The 15,125-nt window shown below is 43.7% G+C and carries 17 protein-coding genes; 6 read left to right on the plus strand and 11 right to left on the minus strand.

What is annotated here, in order from left to right; all coding sequences use genetic code 11:
• Position 1: 1 nt before the first annotated feature.
• The 7 genes from AAFX28_RS05260 to AAFX28_RS05290 are packed head-to-tail and all read right to left on the minus strand — an operon-like array spanning position 2 to position 4,376.
• Positions 2–361, minus strand: a complete 360-nt coding sequence (locus tag AAFX28_RS05260; protein WP_408686302.1) for a 3-hydroxyacyl-ACP dehydratase — start codon at positions 359–361, stop codon at positions 2–4.
• A 12-nt stretch (positions 362–373) separates the two neighbouring features.
• Positions 374–1,771 (minus strand): AMP-binding protein, encoded by a 1,398-nt coding sequence (locus AAFX28_RS05265; protein ID WP_408686304.1) that lies wholly within the window; start codon positions 1,769–1,771, stop codon positions 374–376.
• Between the two features lie 5 nt (positions 1,772–1,776).
• Complete coding sequence (locus tag AAFX28_RS05270) at positions 1,777–2,337, minus strand: hypothetical protein (RefSeq protein ID WP_408686306.1); 561 nt, start codon at positions 2,335–2,337, stop codon at positions 1,777–1,779.
• Positions 2,337–2,594, minus strand: coding sequence for an acyl carrier protein (locus tag AAFX28_RS05275; protein ID WP_408686308.1), 258 nt, complete (start codon positions 2,592–2,594; stop codon positions 2,337–2,339). The genes AAFX28_RS05270 and AAFX28_RS05275 overlap by 1 nt, the downstream gene beginning before the upstream one ends.
• 15 nt (positions 2,595–2,609) lie before the next feature.
• A complete protein-coding gene (locus AAFX28_RS05280; RefSeq protein ID WP_408686820.1) occupies positions 2,610–2,900 on the minus strand; it encodes a phosphopantetheine-binding protein in 291 nt (96 codons plus the stop codon).
• Positions 2,887–3,651 (minus strand): lysophospholipid acyltransferase family protein, encoded by a 765-nt coding sequence (locus tag AAFX28_RS05285; RefSeq protein ID WP_408686310.1) that lies wholly within the window; start codon positions 3,649–3,651, stop codon positions 2,887–2,889. Before AAFX28_RS05285 ends, AAFX28_RS05280 begins: the two co-directional genes overlap by 14 nt.
• Positions 3,651–4,376 (minus strand): beta-ketoacyl synthase chain length factor, encoded by a 726-nt coding sequence (locus tag AAFX28_RS05290; RefSeq protein ID WP_408686312.1) that lies wholly within the window; start codon positions 4,374–4,376, stop codon positions 3,651–3,653. Before AAFX28_RS05290 ends, AAFX28_RS05285 begins: the two co-directional genes overlap by 1 nt.
• Positions 4,377–4,447: 71 nt before the next feature.
• Here AAFX28_RS05290 and AAFX28_RS05295 point away from each other — a divergent pair, with 71 nt between their 5' ends.
• From AAFX28_RS05295 to AAFX28_RS05305, 3 genes are read left to right on the plus strand one after another with little or no spacing between them, the layout of a single operon-like run.
• Entirely contained in the window at positions 4,448–4,840 is a 393-nt protein-coding gene (locus AAFX28_RS05295) for a hypothetical protein (RefSeq protein WP_408686314.1), read from the plus strand.
• Positions 4,841–4,870: 30 nt separating this feature from the next.
• Positions 4,871–5,938 (plus strand): methyltransferase, encoded by a 1,068-nt coding sequence (locus AAFX28_RS05300; RefSeq protein WP_408686316.1) that lies wholly within the window; start codon positions 4,871–4,873, stop codon positions 5,936–5,938.
• Positions 5,939–5,973: 35 nt separating this feature from the next.
• Entirely contained in the window at positions 5,974–7,221 is a 1,248-nt protein-coding gene (locus AAFX28_RS05305; RefSeq protein WP_408686318.1) for an NAD(P)/FAD-dependent oxidoreductase, read from the plus strand.
• Between the two features lie 151 nt (positions 7,222–7,372).
• Here the strand turns inward: AAFX28_RS05305 and AAFX28_RS05310 are convergent, their stop codons facing one another.
• Entirely contained in the window at positions 7,373–7,735 is a 363-nt protein-coding gene (locus AAFX28_RS05310) for a DUF413 domain-containing protein (RefSeq protein ID WP_408686319.1), read from the minus strand.
• A gap of 196 nt (positions 7,736–7,931) precedes the next feature.
• Between AAFX28_RS05310 and AAFX28_RS05315 the strand changes: the two genes are divergently transcribed.
• Positions 7,932–8,828: a LysR family transcriptional regulator gene (locus tag AAFX28_RS05315; RefSeq protein ID WP_408686321.1), complete on the plus strand. Its 897-nt coding sequence runs from the start codon at positions 7,932–7,934 to the stop codon at positions 8,826–8,828.
• A gap of 160 nt (positions 8,829–8,988) precedes the next feature.
• Here AAFX28_RS05315 and AAFX28_RS05320 read toward each other — a convergent pair whose 3' ends face one another.
• Together AAFX28_RS05320 and AAFX28_RS05325 are read right to left on the minus strand one after the other, a co-directional pair.
• The gene (locus AAFX28_RS05320) at positions 8,989–11,982 is read right to left on the minus strand and encodes an efflux RND transporter permease subunit (RefSeq protein WP_408686323.1); all 2,994 of its coding nucleotides are present in this window, start codon (positions 11,980–11,982) and stop codon (positions 8,989–8,991) included.
• Positions 11,983–11,992: 10 nt separating this feature from the next.
• Complete coding sequence (locus AAFX28_RS05325; RefSeq protein ID WP_408686325.1) at positions 11,993–12,769, minus strand: efflux RND transporter periplasmic adaptor subunit; 777 nt, start codon at positions 12,767–12,769, stop codon at positions 11,993–11,995.
• A 163-nt stretch (positions 12,770–12,932) separates the two neighbouring features.
• On the opposite strand from AAFX28_RS05325, the gene AAFX28_RS05330 reads away from it, so the two are divergent.
• Together AAFX28_RS05330 and AAFX28_RS05335 are read left to right on the plus strand one after the other, a co-directional pair.
• Positions 12,933–13,616: a response regulator transcription factor gene (locus AAFX28_RS05330; protein WP_408686327.1), complete on the plus strand. Its 684-nt coding sequence runs from the start codon at positions 12,933–12,935 to the stop codon at positions 13,614–13,616.
• Positions 13,613–14,887 (plus strand): ATP-binding protein, encoded by a 1,275-nt coding sequence (locus AAFX28_RS05335; RefSeq protein WP_408686328.1) that lies wholly within the window; start codon positions 13,613–13,615, stop codon positions 14,885–14,887. Before AAFX28_RS05330 ends, AAFX28_RS05335 begins: the two co-directional genes overlap by 4 nt.
• Here the strand turns inward: AAFX28_RS05335 and AAFX28_RS05340 are convergent.
• Positions 14,873–15,076, minus strand: a complete 204-nt coding sequence (locus tag AAFX28_RS05340; protein WP_408686330.1) for a hypothetical protein — start codon at positions 15,074–15,076, stop codon at positions 14,873–14,875. The two genes, AAFX28_RS05335 and AAFX28_RS05340, sit on opposite strands and share 15 nt — an antisense overlap.
• Between the last annotated feature and the right edge of the window lie 49 nt (positions 15,077–15,125).

Below are 15,125 nucleotides of genomic sequence, written 5' to 3' on the forward strand. Positions count from 1 at the left end.
ACTATTCACCTAACTTCATTTTGCCAGAAGAGTGAATGATAAGACGTTCTGATGTTTGAGAGCTGTACTTGAACGCGAGCTTTTGTTTGTCATCATCCCAAATTAGCTCAAGTTTTACAGTGCTATCTGGCAGGATCGGTTCTTGAAATTTTATCACTTCCATCCCTTTGAATAGGGGCGGCGTGTTTAAATGCTCGATGGCGTAAAAAAGCGCCCAATCGATTTGGCTCACACCCGGCAGCAATGGGAAGTGAGTAAAATGACCACGAAAGTCCAAGATATTCGCGTCTACCTTCATAATGATGGTAGCGCTGTTATCGACAACGTTCACGTCAGTAATGGTTGGTTTTCTCTGTTCCATTTCTATTAATCTTTATTGGAATAACTTTTCTATCTCGGCGACTTGTCTTTTCCCTTGGCTATTTAAGGGAACCTCGTCGACTACGCGATACTTTCTAGGGATCGCAATCGGCTCTAACCAGTCACGTAACGCTTTTCTTAGGGCTACCCAGAACTTGCCTTTACCTAAAGTCTCTATCTCTTGTTTGCCCGCATCTGTTAGTACTAAAACAGCACAAAGAGACAAGCGGTTACCTTCAGTCATTGGAATAACAGCACTTTCGCTGATCCACGCCAACTGTTCTAGGCGTTTCTCTACTTCTACCAAAGAGATCCGTTTTTCTTCTACTTTAACGATGCGGTCAGTTCGGCCTTTAAGCTCAAATGAAACCTTATCATGAAAATAGCATTCATCGGCAGTTTGATACCAGTGTGAACCATTGATATGAGGGGCGCATAACCTTAAACAGCGCTCCTGATTCAGTTCTGCTTCGACACTAGGGAAAAGAGTCCAATAAGTGGATGCAGAGAACTGTTGACGATAAGCAATACCACCAGTTTCGGTACTGCCAAAGACTTCGATTGGTAACTGAGAAAATAGCTCCTCACTGTGCGTAGCAGCTGAATTTGGCAATGGGCCTCCCGAAGAGAAAACCGCTCTTAGGGGAGTGCGCTGATGTTCTTCAGTTAGCCTTTTCAGCAGTGCAGGGCTGCTGATCAAAGCAGTATCTGAGTTGGCATGATGAACAATCTGCTCTGGAAATTCTAGGTTCTGGATAGCGAACGGTCGCGCTGCACATAACGGCCATAACAATCGGAAAAGCAATCCGTATATATGTTGATGAGACACAGTACTCTCAATGCGAGTACCTTCAAGTTGCTCACCCCACAGGGATTGTAAGATTGCAATTTCAGTATCGAGTTGAGCGAGGCTTTTGTTGATTGCTTTCGCTTTGCCGCTTGAGCCTGACGTAAAAAGAGTTAGGTCAATTGTTGATGCATCTAAAGGCTGCAAGTTCTCTGAGCTTTGTCCGCCTATAGGCTGGGGTGAAGTTGATAAATGGGATTGCTTGCGCACGGTGAGTTCAGGAATCCCATCGGCGATTGACACAGCATCATCATGCATCAGTAAATCAAAGTGCTCTTGCAGCTCTTTTACTGCTTCTGTTTGGTAGTTACCTGGTAGCACCAAGGATTTTTGTGTATAGCAAACTGCAAAAAAGCCGACTGAAAATAGGTAACTGTCACTAAAACACAGTGCGATGCGCTCAGCGTTATGCGTTGAGAGCATTTTTGCATAGCAGGCAACATCATGCTGAAACTCAGCCCAACTAATGGTGTTCTCATGATCGAACGCAACTGGGGTAGTGGCAGAACGTGACGCGCAGAGTAAGTTCTCTAGTGACACAAAGTCATTGGAGGATAAATGCATGATGTCTAGTGATCCTTACGAATAAACTGGCGAACTACCCATTCGACCGCCATTAACAGGCCAGCCAGTACATAGCTGATGAAACCGTTGTAGAGCGTCCAAATTTCTAAAGATTGAAAGCAGGTATAGAGTGCTATCAGTCCATTTAAAATGAAGAAACCGCACCAAATTGCAGTAACTTTACGGGTGTAAACCACCCCACTTTCTGGCAAATTAGGCTCTTGAAGGCGAGCTAGGCGCTCAATGATGGTTTGTGGCTGCTTAAAGCTGGATGCGAACACAATCAGCATACATAGGTTAACGACAACAGGGTAAAACGTCATCCATCCATGTTGCTTAAATAGGATGCTAAGGCCGACCAATGAAATCCCAATTATCGCGCTGATCTGAGCAACAGATTTAAGTTCTTTAAGCTGGGTTCGTTGAACGGACAGCAGCCGAATTCCCAAGGCGAAGATAAGTATTATCCCCACCAAGGAAATACCATAGCGTTCTATGCCAAAATAGATTGCAAATGGGTAGGCAAGCAGAACAACTGCGGACAAGATTGTCAGCAATTGACGCATTAGGCTTCCTTAAGAAGCTCTGTCACTGCGTTTACTACGTCATCAACCGTGCGAACGGTACTGAATTCCGCAGGTTTGATCTTTTTGCCTGTTACATTCTGTAGGTGAACCACAAGATCCACAGCATCAATGCTATCTAAATCTAGGTCTTGGTATAAGTGTGCTTCTGGCACAATATCCGCTGCATCAATTTCAAACAATTCTTCAAGTGCATTTTTCACTTGGTCAAATACTTGTTCTTTGTTTACATCTGTCATGAAAGTACCTACGAATTATTCACTTGTTTGGGCAGAGATATAGTTAGCAAGATTGCTTACCGATGCAAAGTGCTCACGGGTATTCGAGTCGTCTGCATCAATAACAATGTTGTACTTTTTCTTGATCGCCAAACCTAGTTCGAGCGCATCAATAGAATCCAAACCTAAGCCGTCGCCGAATAAAGGCGCGTCAGTTTCAATATCTTCAATGGTTAAATCTTCTAGATTAAGCGCATCAATTATAAGTTGTTTGATTTCGTTATGTAGTTTTTCCACTTGGACCTGCTTGTGACTATGGGTTTTCAGGAAAGAGTGTGTCAGCCAAATGCTGTTGTAAACGGCGAGCCGCTAGCGTTGGGGTCGTAGTTTGCTTGATAAAAGGCTCAACCTCAACTTTATCCTTAACTTCAACGAGGAAAAAAGGCTTGGTTGGGGGTACTTGATACCACTTTTTCTCTTTTGTGAGAAAACTCGGAGAGACTGTGATATGTACTAGACGTAAATCTCGCTTTGTGCGCACGGCTATTTGTGCCGAACCACGTTGTAATTTAGATTCAACACCGGGCGTTGTTCGTGTGCCTTCAGGGAAAACTAATAATACGTTCCCTTGATCAAAGCGCTGTTCACAAATAGACAATAAATCATCCGGTGTTTCGTTTGGAATATACCCAGCAGCTTTTACGATATGTTTCATAAATGGATTTACCCATATCGCTGATTTTACTAAGCAATCACAACGTTCGAGTTGAGAGGCGATGAGCACATAATCTATTAAGCTTGGGTGATTAGCGACAATCAAACAATTTCTATCATTTTTTAATATATCAGCGCCAACGATCTTGTAGTCAATCGCGCCAGTAAACTTCATCGTTTGACAGAAGAAATTAAACGAACGCTGTATTGCACCTTGAACTCTATATTCGGTTTCCGTCTGTCCTTTCGATAATAATCGAATAATAGGAATCACAATAAAGCTGAGGACTAAGCCTCCGAGTCCAAAAACAGTAAAACAGAATCCAGTAGCGAATACGCGCCAATATTGATTGAGCATTCTCATTAGCGCTTCCAATGCCAAGATTGGTGAGGAGAATGAATATGCCATTCATTCTGTGGTGATAAGTAGTGACGGATAAACTCTAAACCTTGAGGCAGTGCAGAGTTACTTTCTTCCGTTGATTCACAAGCAGAGATACTAATCTGTTCACCGTTTGAAAGGACTAGCCCAAGGCCATAGCCGCGGTAAACCTGAGCTTCATAGGTTGTGTAGGGCTCAGGTAAAGGTTCGTCAAAGTCTATGACGAGCACTTTATGATCTGGGTGTTCGTCAAGATAAAGCCAAGCTTCTAGAATCGCACTTTGGAACGTGTTTTCTGCCGCAGAAATGGAGGTCAAAGGAATCGGTTTTTTCGTTGCAATGGTTGCGAGGCCAGCGGCAGTATTGTGCACGGACTGAGCAAATGCCATTGGAGACGCCTCTTCTCCTTGTAGTATCTCTTTAATGAGTAAGGCACTACGTTGTAACTCACCATGTCGGCTAGAAAAAACTAAGTAATCAACCTTATGTTCATTCAATAACTCAATCGCCGTTTGTACCGCAAGTTTGGACAAATTGCTCATTCGTCGGCGCATCATTGGCGGAATTGCAGATGTAATCAGTTTACTTTCTTCTGGCCACTGCAAACTAATTGCCCAATTTTCCCAATCTTGAGACAGCGAGAATCCGTTAGAATGCGCGAGCCATGAATCGATATTAAATGAAATGTTTAGAACTGATGTTGGCATAATAGATTGAATTGTTGTGTTTACAGCGAAATACTATTACCGACTTACAAACCTAATAAGGAATTATTAATATGTCACCACTTAAGTTACTCAGCTCACTATTGCTTGCTTTATTACTTGTCGGATGTGGGCGTGTTCAGCCAGTAATGAATGTTGAGGATACTCCAGTTGGATATAATCTTCAAAGTAAACAAGTTAAGATGGCGATTATGCAAGCGGCAACGAATCGCGGTTGGGTTGTGGAAGAAGTTAATTCAGGTGAACTTAACGCCAAAATTCACGTTCGCTCGCATTATGCGGAAGTCAAAATTCCATATAACGCTAAATTCTACTCCATTCTTTATCTCAACTCAGATAATTTGAAAGCAGAAGGTGGCAAAATCCATCGCAACTACAATCGTTGGGTGAACAACCTGAATGTAGATATTAAACGTCAACTGTCGCTAGTCGCAGCGGCTGAGTAAGAAATTAGAAGATAAATAGTTAGGTTTTTCGTGCTAGATAAAAATAAAGATCGATTTAACGCTTTACAGGCAAAGACAGAAGCTCAAAAGCTTTCATTTGCACCCATTGCATTCCACACCGCCAGAACGTTGCGTGATATCGGTGTTTTAAAGGCACTAGATAATGCAGGTAGCCAAGGTTTGCCCGCTGAGACAATTGCGCAGCAAACAGGTGTTTCTGAATATGGTGTCAAAGTCCTTCTGGATATGGCGATCAGTGCTGATATCGTTTTATGGGAAAAGCCTAACTATTCTTTAGCTAACTTAGGTTACTTTATTCTTCATGATGGAATGACTAACGCCAACATGGATTTCACTGCTGACGTTTGTTATGCGGCTATGATGCACTTAACAGAGTCCATTGTGGAAGGTAAGCCTGCTGGCCTTAAAGAGCTTGGTGAGTGGGAAACCATTTATCAAGGCTTGTCAGAGTTGCCGGAAAAAGCAAAACAAAGTTGGTTTAAGTTTGATCACTTCTACTCTGATCGTTCGTTTCCGATCTTATTAGAGGAAGTGTTCAAAGATAAACCAAAAACCTTAGTGGATATTGGTGGGAACACAGGTAAGTGGGCAATGCAGTGTTGCAATCATAATGCGGACGTTGAAATTACTATTGTTGATCTTCCTCAGCAGCTGGAAATGGCGATGGCTAATGCTGAACTCAATGGTCATTCTCACCGTGTTACTCCGTTTCCAGCCAACATGCTTGATAAGAAGCAAACATTACCTGAACACGCTGATGTATGGTGGATGAGTCAGTTCTTAGACTGTTTTTCACCGATGGAAATCTTAAGCATTTTGAAGCGGGTTAAAAACCAGCTACGTAGTGGTGATTCAGTTTACATCCTAGAGTTGTTCTGGGATGCGCAAAAGTATGATGCCGCCTCATACAGCTTAAATGCGACGTCGCTTTACTTTACGTGTCTTGCGAATGGTAACAGCCGTTTCTACCGCAGTGATGATTTCCTTGAGATCATTGAAGAAGCGGGTTTGGTGGTCGAAGAACGCACTGACAATATTGGCCTTGGCCACACATTATTAAAATTAAAAGCGCAATAAATGGTCATCTGACCGTGAGCGAGTGAACAGTCGTTATGTATAAAGAAAATACCCAAGTTTTAGTTGTCGGGGCTGGGCCGTCTGGCTCTACCGTTTCTGCGTTACTTCATGCGCAAAATATTAAGGTTACTGTGATTGAAAAAGCGCAGTTTCCTCGTTTTTCTATTGGCGAGAGCTTGTTACCCGCTTGCATGGAAGTTGTTGAGCAAGCTGGCATGTTAGATGCGGTTAACGCAGCTGGTTTTCAGTATAAAGATGGCGCAGCGTTTAGACGTGAGGGCGTGTACACCCAATTCAATTTTACTGACAAGTTTACACCAGGGCCTGGCACAACCTTTCAAGTTCAGCGCGGTAACTTTGACAAGGTGCTTGCCGATAGTGCCGAAGATCAAGGCGTTGAAATTCGTTATCAACATGAACTTTTAGCGATGGAATTTGTAGGCGAGCGTTCCCTTTTAACCGTTAATGATGCTGAAGGTAACCCATATCAAATAGAAGCTGACTATGTGTTAGACGCAAGCGGCTTTGGCCGTGTGTTACCGAGAATGCTTAGTCTTGAAGAGCCTTCATGTTTGCCTCCACGTAAAGCGATTTTTACTCATGTTGTAGACAATATTGATGCATCAGATGTTCAGTATGATCGTGATAAAATTCTGATTTCAGTACACCCCGATAATCATGATGTCTGGTATTGGTTGATTCCTTTCTCAAACGGTATTTGTTCGTTCGGTGTTGTTGGTGAACCTGAGTTTTTCGACAGCTACCCTGAAGATAAAATAGCGGCGATTAAGCAACTAGCCAATGAAGAACCAGGTCTACAACAATTGCTTGCTAATGCTGAATACCCGAATCCAGCCGGTGAACTTGGCGGTTATTCTGCTAATGTGAAGCACCTTGCGACGCCACATTATGCATTGCTTGGTAACGCGGGTGAGTTCCTTGATCCTGTATTCTCATCTGGTGTGACTATTGCCATGAAGTCGGCTCAGTATGCAGCAGAATGTGTGGTACGTCAGTTGAACGGTGAGAAAGTCGATTGGCAGCAAGATTACGCACAACCTCTGATGGTAGGAGTGAACACCTTTAGAACATATGTTGAAGGTTGGTACAACGGCACTCTGCAAGATGTCATTTTTTACCAAAACCCAAATCCACGTATCAAACAAATGATAAGTTCAATTCTAGCTGGCTATGCTTGGGATGTTGATAACCCGTATGTTAAGCACAGTTCGCAGAGGCTAAAGACGCTGGCTGAGATCATTCGTGAAGAGCAAACCGCATAAGGATTGATTTTCCTCAAGGGTCTTCATAGCGAAATATCTGCCTTTTGCTTGTACAAGAGCATCTACGAGATAGCTTTCTGAAAAAAGTCGCCATGTTAGCCAAGTAATAAAAAGCCCTGAATTGTTTATATCAGGGCTTTTTAATTCGGGATTAATCTTCTTCTACCAAGCTCACATCATCTGAGTAGTCCTCAATGCTGCTAGCATCAGGCTTGGTGCGGCCATTTAAGGTATGAAAACGCTTACGGCCACGCGCAAGTTGAATGTACTTCAACCAAACACGTTCTAGTTTTGATTTCGCTTTTCCTGGGTGGACCAGTACTTTAACGAAATGTTTTTCTTCCGCATTTTCAGCTTGCAGTTCGCCAGACTCTAAGCCCAGCATGGTATCACCATAAAGGGTTAGGATTTCTTCCTCTGCAAGCGTAAAATCACCCGACTTAGCAAAGCCTCGTGGGAATTTAGTGTTGTCGTAAAAACGTTTTTTGCCATGACGAAATTGAGTGTCTGACATTTTGGTAGCCTCTATAAATACCTACATGTGGAACTAGAGCGAAAAGTAGGCGGAAAATTCATAAAAGAAAAACAAAACCTTTTTATCTTAACTATTGAATAGTTTTATTAAATTTAGATAACACTTTAGTGATTGAAAGATTATAAAATTTCACCGCACTTGCTAACCTTACAAGATTGTCGGTAGAGGTAATCCAATGGACGTAAAAGTCTTTAGAACGTTTTTAGAACTGGCTCAAGTCAGGCATTTTGGTAAAGCAGCAGAAAACCTGTACATCACCCAAGCAGCGGTGAGTGCTCGTATTAAGCAACTGGAAAGTTACTTTGATACTCAGTTGTTCATTCGTGACCGCAACAACATCAAGTTGACCTCATCTGGTGAGCGTTTAATTGGCTATGCAGAAGTGATGGTCAGCACTTTGCAGCAAGCAAAACTAGAACTCTCTCTTGAAAGCGGTAAAGCCCTTCAGCTGACTTTAGGCGGTACGCCTAGCGTTTGGGATGCTTACTTACAGAACTGTTTAAGCTTGGTCACTGATCAGTTTGAAGGCTATGGTTTTATGGCAGAGATCATGGGCCGTGAAGTGCTGAATCGTCAGTTGCAAGAGCGTACACTGGATATGGCGTTTGCATTTGACCAAATTAAAGCAGACGAGCTTAACTGCAAGAAAGTCGCTGATGTGGTGCTGATTTTGGTGTCGACCCGAGAAGAAGCATTAGAGACCGTATTTGAAGATAAGTACGTTTATGTCGATTGGGGGACGAAGTTTGCTTCTGAGCATGCTGAGCGACATCCAAAGATTCCAGCGCCATACTTACGTACATCGACAGCGCGTATCGCTCTAGACTTCATCCTTGAAAAGGGAGGAAGTGCTTACTTACCTGCGTCACTTGTTGAGCCGTTCTTAGCGAGTGGGCAGTTGTTCAAAGTACAAGGTGTTGAAGATTGGTATCGTCCGATTTACCTCAGCTACCGCAAAGCGAGTACGTCGGTAGATGCGATTAAACAAGTTGAAGAGCTAGTTAAGACGATTGACCCAGTAACCGCTTACAGTTTGCAGCAGATGGCCGACCTTCCTGTTGATGAAGAGTAAGTCATAATCAGTCAACTGAATAGATTAAAGCCTCGGAAGTCCGAGGCTTTTTCGTATCTATGAGCCGTTGCGTTGGATAAAAAGCCCATCTAGCAAAGAATTCCTAGGCAGTGGATTGACGCAAACGTATGAGGCTGCGTCATCTAGATGGCATGAAAGGTCACTTACGGGCAAAGAACAGTGCATACAAGCTCGGTATAACGAGTAGAACAACGGGGAGCGAGAACAATAGACCGTAGCCAAGTGTGAGTGACATTGGTCCCATGTACACGTCGGTTCCACCAAGGCCATAAGCTAAAGGCAACAGTCCTACCACCGTTGTGACCGACGTCAATAAGATTGGGCGAAGACGGCTTACAGAGGCGTTGATAACTGCGTCCATAGCTTGTTGACCTTCTTGTCTTAATTCATTAATGCGATTGATCAACACCAGTGAATTGTTCACGACAACGCCAGTCATACCGAGTACACCAATCAAGGCAAACAAGGAGAGTGCTTGCATGTGGACGACTAGTGCCATCAAAGACGCTATCACAGCAAATGGAATCACAGCCATGACCAATAGTGGTTGTAGCAACGAGTTAAACATCACGGCAAGGACAAAGAAAATCGCTACCATTGCGGCAGGGAAAGCCACCATAAAGCCACTCATGGTTTCATTGGTATTCTCTGCTTCACCACCGACGTCAATGGTGACACTCTGTGGATATTGACCGGCCAGTTCAGTGACAAGTTGCTCTGACAATGTCACAGGTGAAAGTGACTCATCAGTAATTTGTGCGGTCACTGTGACTTCACGTTCACCGTTGTAGTGTTTTATAAGCCGAGGTGCTTCAATTTCTTCCACTTTTGCTAGTCGGCTAAGTGGTACGTGCTTACCTTCCGCAGTATAGATTTTGGTGGTTTTTAATTTTTCAAAATCACGATGCTCTTCATTAAGAATGACACGTATATCCACTTCTTGGTCGCCAAGCCAGGTAGAGGTGACAGAGTCCCCATCAAAAGCAATTCGCAGAGCAGAAGCGAGATCTGAGACCGTTAGGTTATATTTGGCTAACCAATCGTATTGCGGCACGATATTTAACTGAGGATCTTTAAGTGCTTCATTGTTAGTGACGCCGCTGATTCTTGATTGTTTGTTTAGCCAGTCCGACACTAATGTGACGGCTTGATCTCGCTCCGTTGTGGTACCGCCTAATACTCTAATTTCTACAGGTTCCCCCGGTGGTGGACCGCCAGCATCAATAGAAAACTTGACGAAGAGCTGCTGCGTTGATTTTGCTAGATGCGCATTTAAGCTCTTGATGATCTCGGCGGCCGTTCGGTCACGTTGCTCGTAGTTCGTTAATGTAATGACACCAGTGCTAACCGGTGAAGAATAAGTAAGCTCATAACTAGCAAGCTCATTCTTTGGTAGTTCGTTTATGGCTTGCTCTACTGCTTGATGCGCAGAACGAATTTCGTTTAATGGTGTACCAGGCTTAGCTTCGGTATAGACTTCAATGTATTTTGCCGCTTCCGATGGGAAGATATCTATTTTTAATGTTGAGATCAGCCCCGCTGATGCAATGCTGACTCCCAGAGCAGCCAGAATGACACTTTTCTTAAACCTCAAAGCTTTGGTTAATAGGCGGCGGTAACCATGGCTAATGCCGTTAAACTTGCCCTTTGAGTTGCCTTTTTTACTTTCCAATGCACCGGATAAGTGTGCCGGAAGGGTGATCGTACACTCCATCAGCGAGAACAGCAGCGCTGCGATTACGGTGATAGGAATAACGAGTACCGCTTTACCCATTGTTCCAGGAATGAACATCATCGGAATAAATACCAATGCTGTGGTTGATAGGCTCGCAATGATAGGCTTGACCACCTTTTTCGTGCCCGACACAGCGGCATCTAGACCTGATTTCCCCTTTTCTTTTTCTTGGTAGATACTCTCAGCGACGATCACTGAATCATCGACAATAATACCGATCACTAACAGCAGTGCCGCTAAAGTAATGCTATCAAGGTTAAGCCCTAACATTGGGAGGACAGCAAGCACCCCTAGAATACAAAATGGAATAGAGAGCGAAACCCAAAACGCAACCTGACGCTTTAGCACCATACTCAATACGATAAGAACCAGTGCTAGACCAATGACTCCATTCATTGACACGATCGAAAATCTGTTTTGCATATCGTCAGCGAGGTTCATACCGTAATCAAATTGGTACTGAGTGACGAAACGTTCTTGTTCTGAACTGATCAGGTTCTTGACGTTATCAACCGTAGTGATTATGTCCGCACTGCCACTGTTCGTTACTGAGAAAAGTACTGCGGATTGACCATTTAGTAGACCGAGTTGAGTGGCTTTGGCAAATGTATCTTCCACATTCGCAACATCAGACACTTTGACAATCGTACCGTTACTAAGGGCTTTAACGACGATATCACCAATATCTTCGGCAGATTGAACCTGAGTCATGGTGACGATTTTCTGCTCATTATTCCATGATTCGACCACTCCGCCAGACTGAGACAGGTTATGTTGTGAAATGGCTGTGCTGACTTCACTTAACGACACTTGGTAACGACTCGCTTTGGTCGGATCTATCTCAACCCAAAACTCGCGCTCGTTGTATCCACTCATGGAAACAGAGCTGACTCCTGAGACATCGAGTAGGCTTTTCTCTAATTGACGGGCGTAATGCTGTAGCGCCGCTGCATCGTCATTGTCTTGCGCTAGGCTCACGCCAAAAGTCAGTACCTCAAATGAGGAGGTCTGCCTTTGAGTGACGACTGGTGGACTCGTAATGTCTTTGGGTAAACCGCTGACACGGTCAACCGCTTGCTGGATGTCTCGTAATATCTTGGCAGAGTCTTCGCCTTCGTTGAATTCCAACTCGATAAAGGACTGTCCATCCGTAGATTCAGAGATAAAGTGATTGATGCCTTGAACGGTGCGCAACTCTTTCTCTATCGGATTAGTGATATTGAGTTCGACATCTTGAGCGGTAGCGCCAGGGTATTGGGTGATGATGTCCGCGGAATCAAATGCAACATCCGGATACTCTTGGAGCTTGAGTGTTGTGAGCGATGCCGCGCCGAGTAACAGAACCATAAGGGTAATGATTCGAGCAAGAAAGCCCCGTTGAGCGAAGTAAGCAATCATAATTTAGGACCTATTGATTTGATTCGGTGATGTCGGTTGAGGCATAAATAGACATCCCTGGCTTTAGCGAGTAATCGTGGTTATTGATTTCGACCTCAATCGGGTAGGCATGAGCATTGGCATCCATTTCGACACCTATGCGTTTTACTACCGATTGAATCTTTTTGGATGGCTCAGTTTCAGACCAAACTTCAATGGCTTGACCAACGTTCAAAGATGTCATGTCATATTCGCTTGCTAAAAGCTTGATGGTAACGGTGTCAATGTTGACCAATTGATATAGCAGGTCCCCTTGGTTTACCCATGCACCTTCTTCGGCACTTCGGCTGACAATGAAGCCGCCCATTGTCGATGTTACTTTGGTGTCATCGAGGTTTTGCCTAGCCTGTTCTAATTCAATTTCAGCCAGTTGGAGATTGGCTTTGGCATTCAAGTATTCAGCTTTGGCGGTATCGAGGTCATTGGCGGACAAGCTGTTCTTTCGCACTAATTCTTGGAAACGCTCAAAAGTGGTTTGTTTGAGGTGTAAATCAGCTTGAGCGAGCTCTAGGCCAGCCTGTTTCTTGGACAACTCGAAGTCGAAGTTTTGAGTTTTGATGTTCGCCAGTAAGGCGTTTTGATCAACTTTATCACCCGGTTCGAAGTTTGCGCTTTCTACAACGCCGTTAACTTCAGCAACGACGCTTTGTCTATTCTTGCTTTCTACTTGACCGATGAGCTCGACAGCGAGTGCAGGTGCAGCAATAAGCATTGTTGCTAAAGAAAGCGTTGTTAGTTTTGCATTCATGATGATTTCCCCGTGATTTCTTGGGGGAGATTTTCATCTTGGCTATGTCGAGTTTTTGTCGAATTGGATTCGACAATAAAAAGAATATCACCCACACTAATTTCGACATAAATTCGACACCGGTTACATGAGCATTAAATAGTACAGTTGGAAGGGGTAAACCATGATTGAAGGCAGTCGTATTCTCGTTGTGGAAGACAATGAAGAATTACAAGGTATCTTGGCGGATTTTCTTGAAGTGAAAGGTGCAGAGGTGGACTTTGCCAGCAATGGTGAACTTGGTGTGAATCTCGCGCTGGAAAGTGAGTTTGATGCGATCATTCTTGATGTCATGATGCCAAAAAAGGACGGTTTTCAAGCCGCACAAGAGCTTAGGGAGCAGGGCTGTACCACTCCGATTCTAATGCTGACGGCACTCAATGGACAACAAGACTTGCTATCGGGCTTTGATTCGGGCATTGATGATTTCGTCACGAAACCCTTCCAGTTTCCAGAACTAGAAGTTCGTTTAAGCGCCTTAATCAAACGTTTCAAAGGTAAAGTTGCCCGTACCCAATTGGCATTTGGTGACCTAGTCATTGATGAAAAGGCGCATACCATTGCACGAGACGGAAAGGCTTTAGACATCACTCCGGCCATGTATCAAATTCTATTGATGTTGGTGAAAGCCCAGGGAGAGGTCGTTTCTCGAGATGCGTTAATTCATCAATTGTGGGGAGAAGATGCACCTGACAAAGATGTACTGCGCAGTCATATCTATTTGCTGAGGAATGTGCTTGATAAGCCGTTTGAATTTTCTATGCTGGTGACGGTTCCTAAGTTTGGTTTTAAGTTGGTGACACAATGATCCTGACCAAAAGCGCATTCAAGAAAAAGCGTGGTAACTCAATCGAAGATGTGAAATCGCGTTTGCTGACGACATTCTCTGTCATTGCTCTCACCACATCATTTATTGTCTTTTTTGCCTTTTCTATTCGCTTAGTTTTTTATGAAGATAATCAAATAGAAAATCACTTAAAGTCTTTTCGAGATATTGCCTTAAAGCATTATGAATTAGATCAGGTGGCAAGTGCTGAGCTGAGTAAGCATGTGACGGCCTATTACCAGACGGACGCGTTACCCGATAAGTTCCGTGGACTACTCCCTTATAAGCCGAACGAAGTGACTCGCTTTCGTTCTTTTGATTTTGATGGCTATATGGTTTTCCACCAAATGTTTGATTATCAAGGAAAGCGCCTGCCGCTTTACTTGACGATCGACTCCAGAGCAATCGACTTTGGTGATGACAGTTGGGACGCCTTGATGGTGATTTCTATGCTGTTGATGATCTTTTTGATCACCGTACTTCGCTATTCCCTAAAACGAGTCTTTGATGGGCTAATGTCTCCAATTTCTGATTTGAGTCATCAGCTTGCGACACATAGAGAAGAAGACTTTTCAACGTCTAAACATGCCATTGATGAGTTAAAGCAGCTGACCGCCCATCTTAATAGTTATTCGCATATGAAGGAGCGTGTAGCTAAGCAGGAATTGATGTTTGCTAAATATGCTAGTCATGAATTGAAGACTCCTATTTCTGTCATTTTAGGTGCAGCGAACCTTCAAGCGATGAAGAATGATCCTGAATTTCAAGTACGCCAGCGGGAGCGTATATTGAAAGCGGGTAAGGGAATGCAAGAGACGATTGAAGTACTGCTCAATATCGTGAAGCAAGAGAACGCGACTCAAAGCAAACAAGAACACCCTATTTTGGAGTCACAACTCGGGTTAGACATCTATCGTAATAAGCTTGCTTCTGGCGTGACCTTGAATGTTTCGGTGGAGGAGGAGTGCACTTTGAATATGCCAGTGAGTGTTCTTAACATGGTGTTGAAAAACCTATTGGATAACGCGATCAGATTTACTGAAGCCGGTAGTATCACTTTATGTATTGGCCACGATAAAATTGAGGTGATAGACACCGGGCGAGGGTTAAGTGAAGAACCAGAAACAGATCATGGGCTAGGGTTATTGATTGTAGAACGAATCTGTCAGAGTTATGGCTGGGGATTTTCGTTACAAGACAGCCCACAACAACAGGGCTGTCTTGCACAGTTAATACGATTAGAGACTCATTAAACTCTCGATCGATTCCTCTATGCTCATTTCATGGAAAGAGCGTATAGACTGACCATCAAAAGCATCAATCAGTATACGGTCTATATTGGTGGGACCGTGATCGTCAATAATGCCGAGTGTCTGCTCGACATTATCACACGTCATGGTGAGATCGTCTTTAAGCACAATAGTGCAAGAGTGCAGGTTCATAGCCAACTTCCTTATTATTTATTTGTCTGCACTCTAATCCTAGAAGAAG

Source organism: Vibrio sp. TBV020 (assembly GCF_046056895.1).
In the GTDB taxonomy this organism is placed as follows: Bacteria; Pseudomonadota; Gammaproteobacteria; order Enterobacterales; family Vibrionaceae; genus Vibrio.

Bases quoted from the DNA above. Each gene is read 5' to 3' on its own strand.
- AAFX28_RS05270 (WP_408686306.1), bottom strand. From the start codon at position 2,337: ATGCGTCAATTGCTGACAATCTTGTCCGCAGTTGTTCTGCTTGCCTAC.
- AAFX28_RS05320 (WP_408686323.1), bottom strand. From the start codon at position 11,982: ATGATTGCTTACTTCGCTCAACGGGGCTTTCTTGCTCGAATCATTACC.
- AAFX28_RS05305 (WP_408686318.1), top strand. From the start codon at position 5,974: ATGTATAAAGAAAATACCCAAGTTTTAGTTGTCGGGGCTGGGCCGTCT.
- AAFX28_RS05290 (WP_408686312.1), bottom strand. From the start codon at position 4,376: ATGCCAACATCAGTTCTAAACATTTCATTTAATATCGATTCATGGCTC.
- AAFX28_RS05325 (WP_408686325.1), bottom strand. From the start codon at position 12,769: ATGAATGCAAAACTAACAACGCTTTCTTTAGCAACAATGCTTATTGCT.
- AAFX28_RS05285 (WP_408686310.1), bottom strand. From the start codon at position 3,651: ATGAGAATGCTCAATCAATATTGGCGCGTATTCGCTACTGGATTCTGT.
- AAFX28_RS05340 (WP_408686330.1), bottom strand. From the start codon at position 15,076: ATGAACCTGCACTCTTGCACTATTGTGCTTAAAGACGATCTCACCATG.
- AAFX28_RS05275 (WP_408686308.1), bottom strand. From the start codon at position 2,594: ATGACAGATGTAAACAAAGAACAAGTATTTGACCAAGTGAAAAATGCA.
- AAFX28_RS05330 (WP_408686327.1), top strand. From the start codon at position 12,933: ATGATTGAAGGCAGTCGTATTCTCGTTGTGGAAGACAATGAAGAATTA.
- AAFX28_RS05265 (WP_408686304.1), bottom strand. From the start codon at position 1,771: ATGCATTTATCCTCCAATGACTTTGTGTCACTAGAGAACTTACTCTGC.
- AAFX28_RS05335 (WP_408686328.1), top strand. From the start codon at position 13,613: ATGATCCTGACCAAAAGCGCATTCAAGAAAAAGCGTGGTAACTCAATC.
- AAFX28_RS05310 (WP_408686319.1), bottom strand. From the start codon at position 7,735: ATGTCAGACACTCAATTTCGTCATGGCAAAAAACGTTTTTACGACAAC.
- AAFX28_RS05315 (WP_408686321.1), top strand. From the start codon at position 7,932: ATGGACGTAAAAGTCTTTAGAACGTTTTTAGAACTGGCTCAAGTCAGG.
- AAFX28_RS05295 (WP_408686314.1), top strand. From the start codon at position 4,448: ATGTCACCACTTAAGTTACTCAGCTCACTATTGCTTGCTTTATTACTT.
- AAFX28_RS05260 (WP_408686302.1), bottom strand. From the start codon at position 361: ATGGAACAGAGAAAACCAACCATTACTGACGTGAACGTTGTCGATAAC.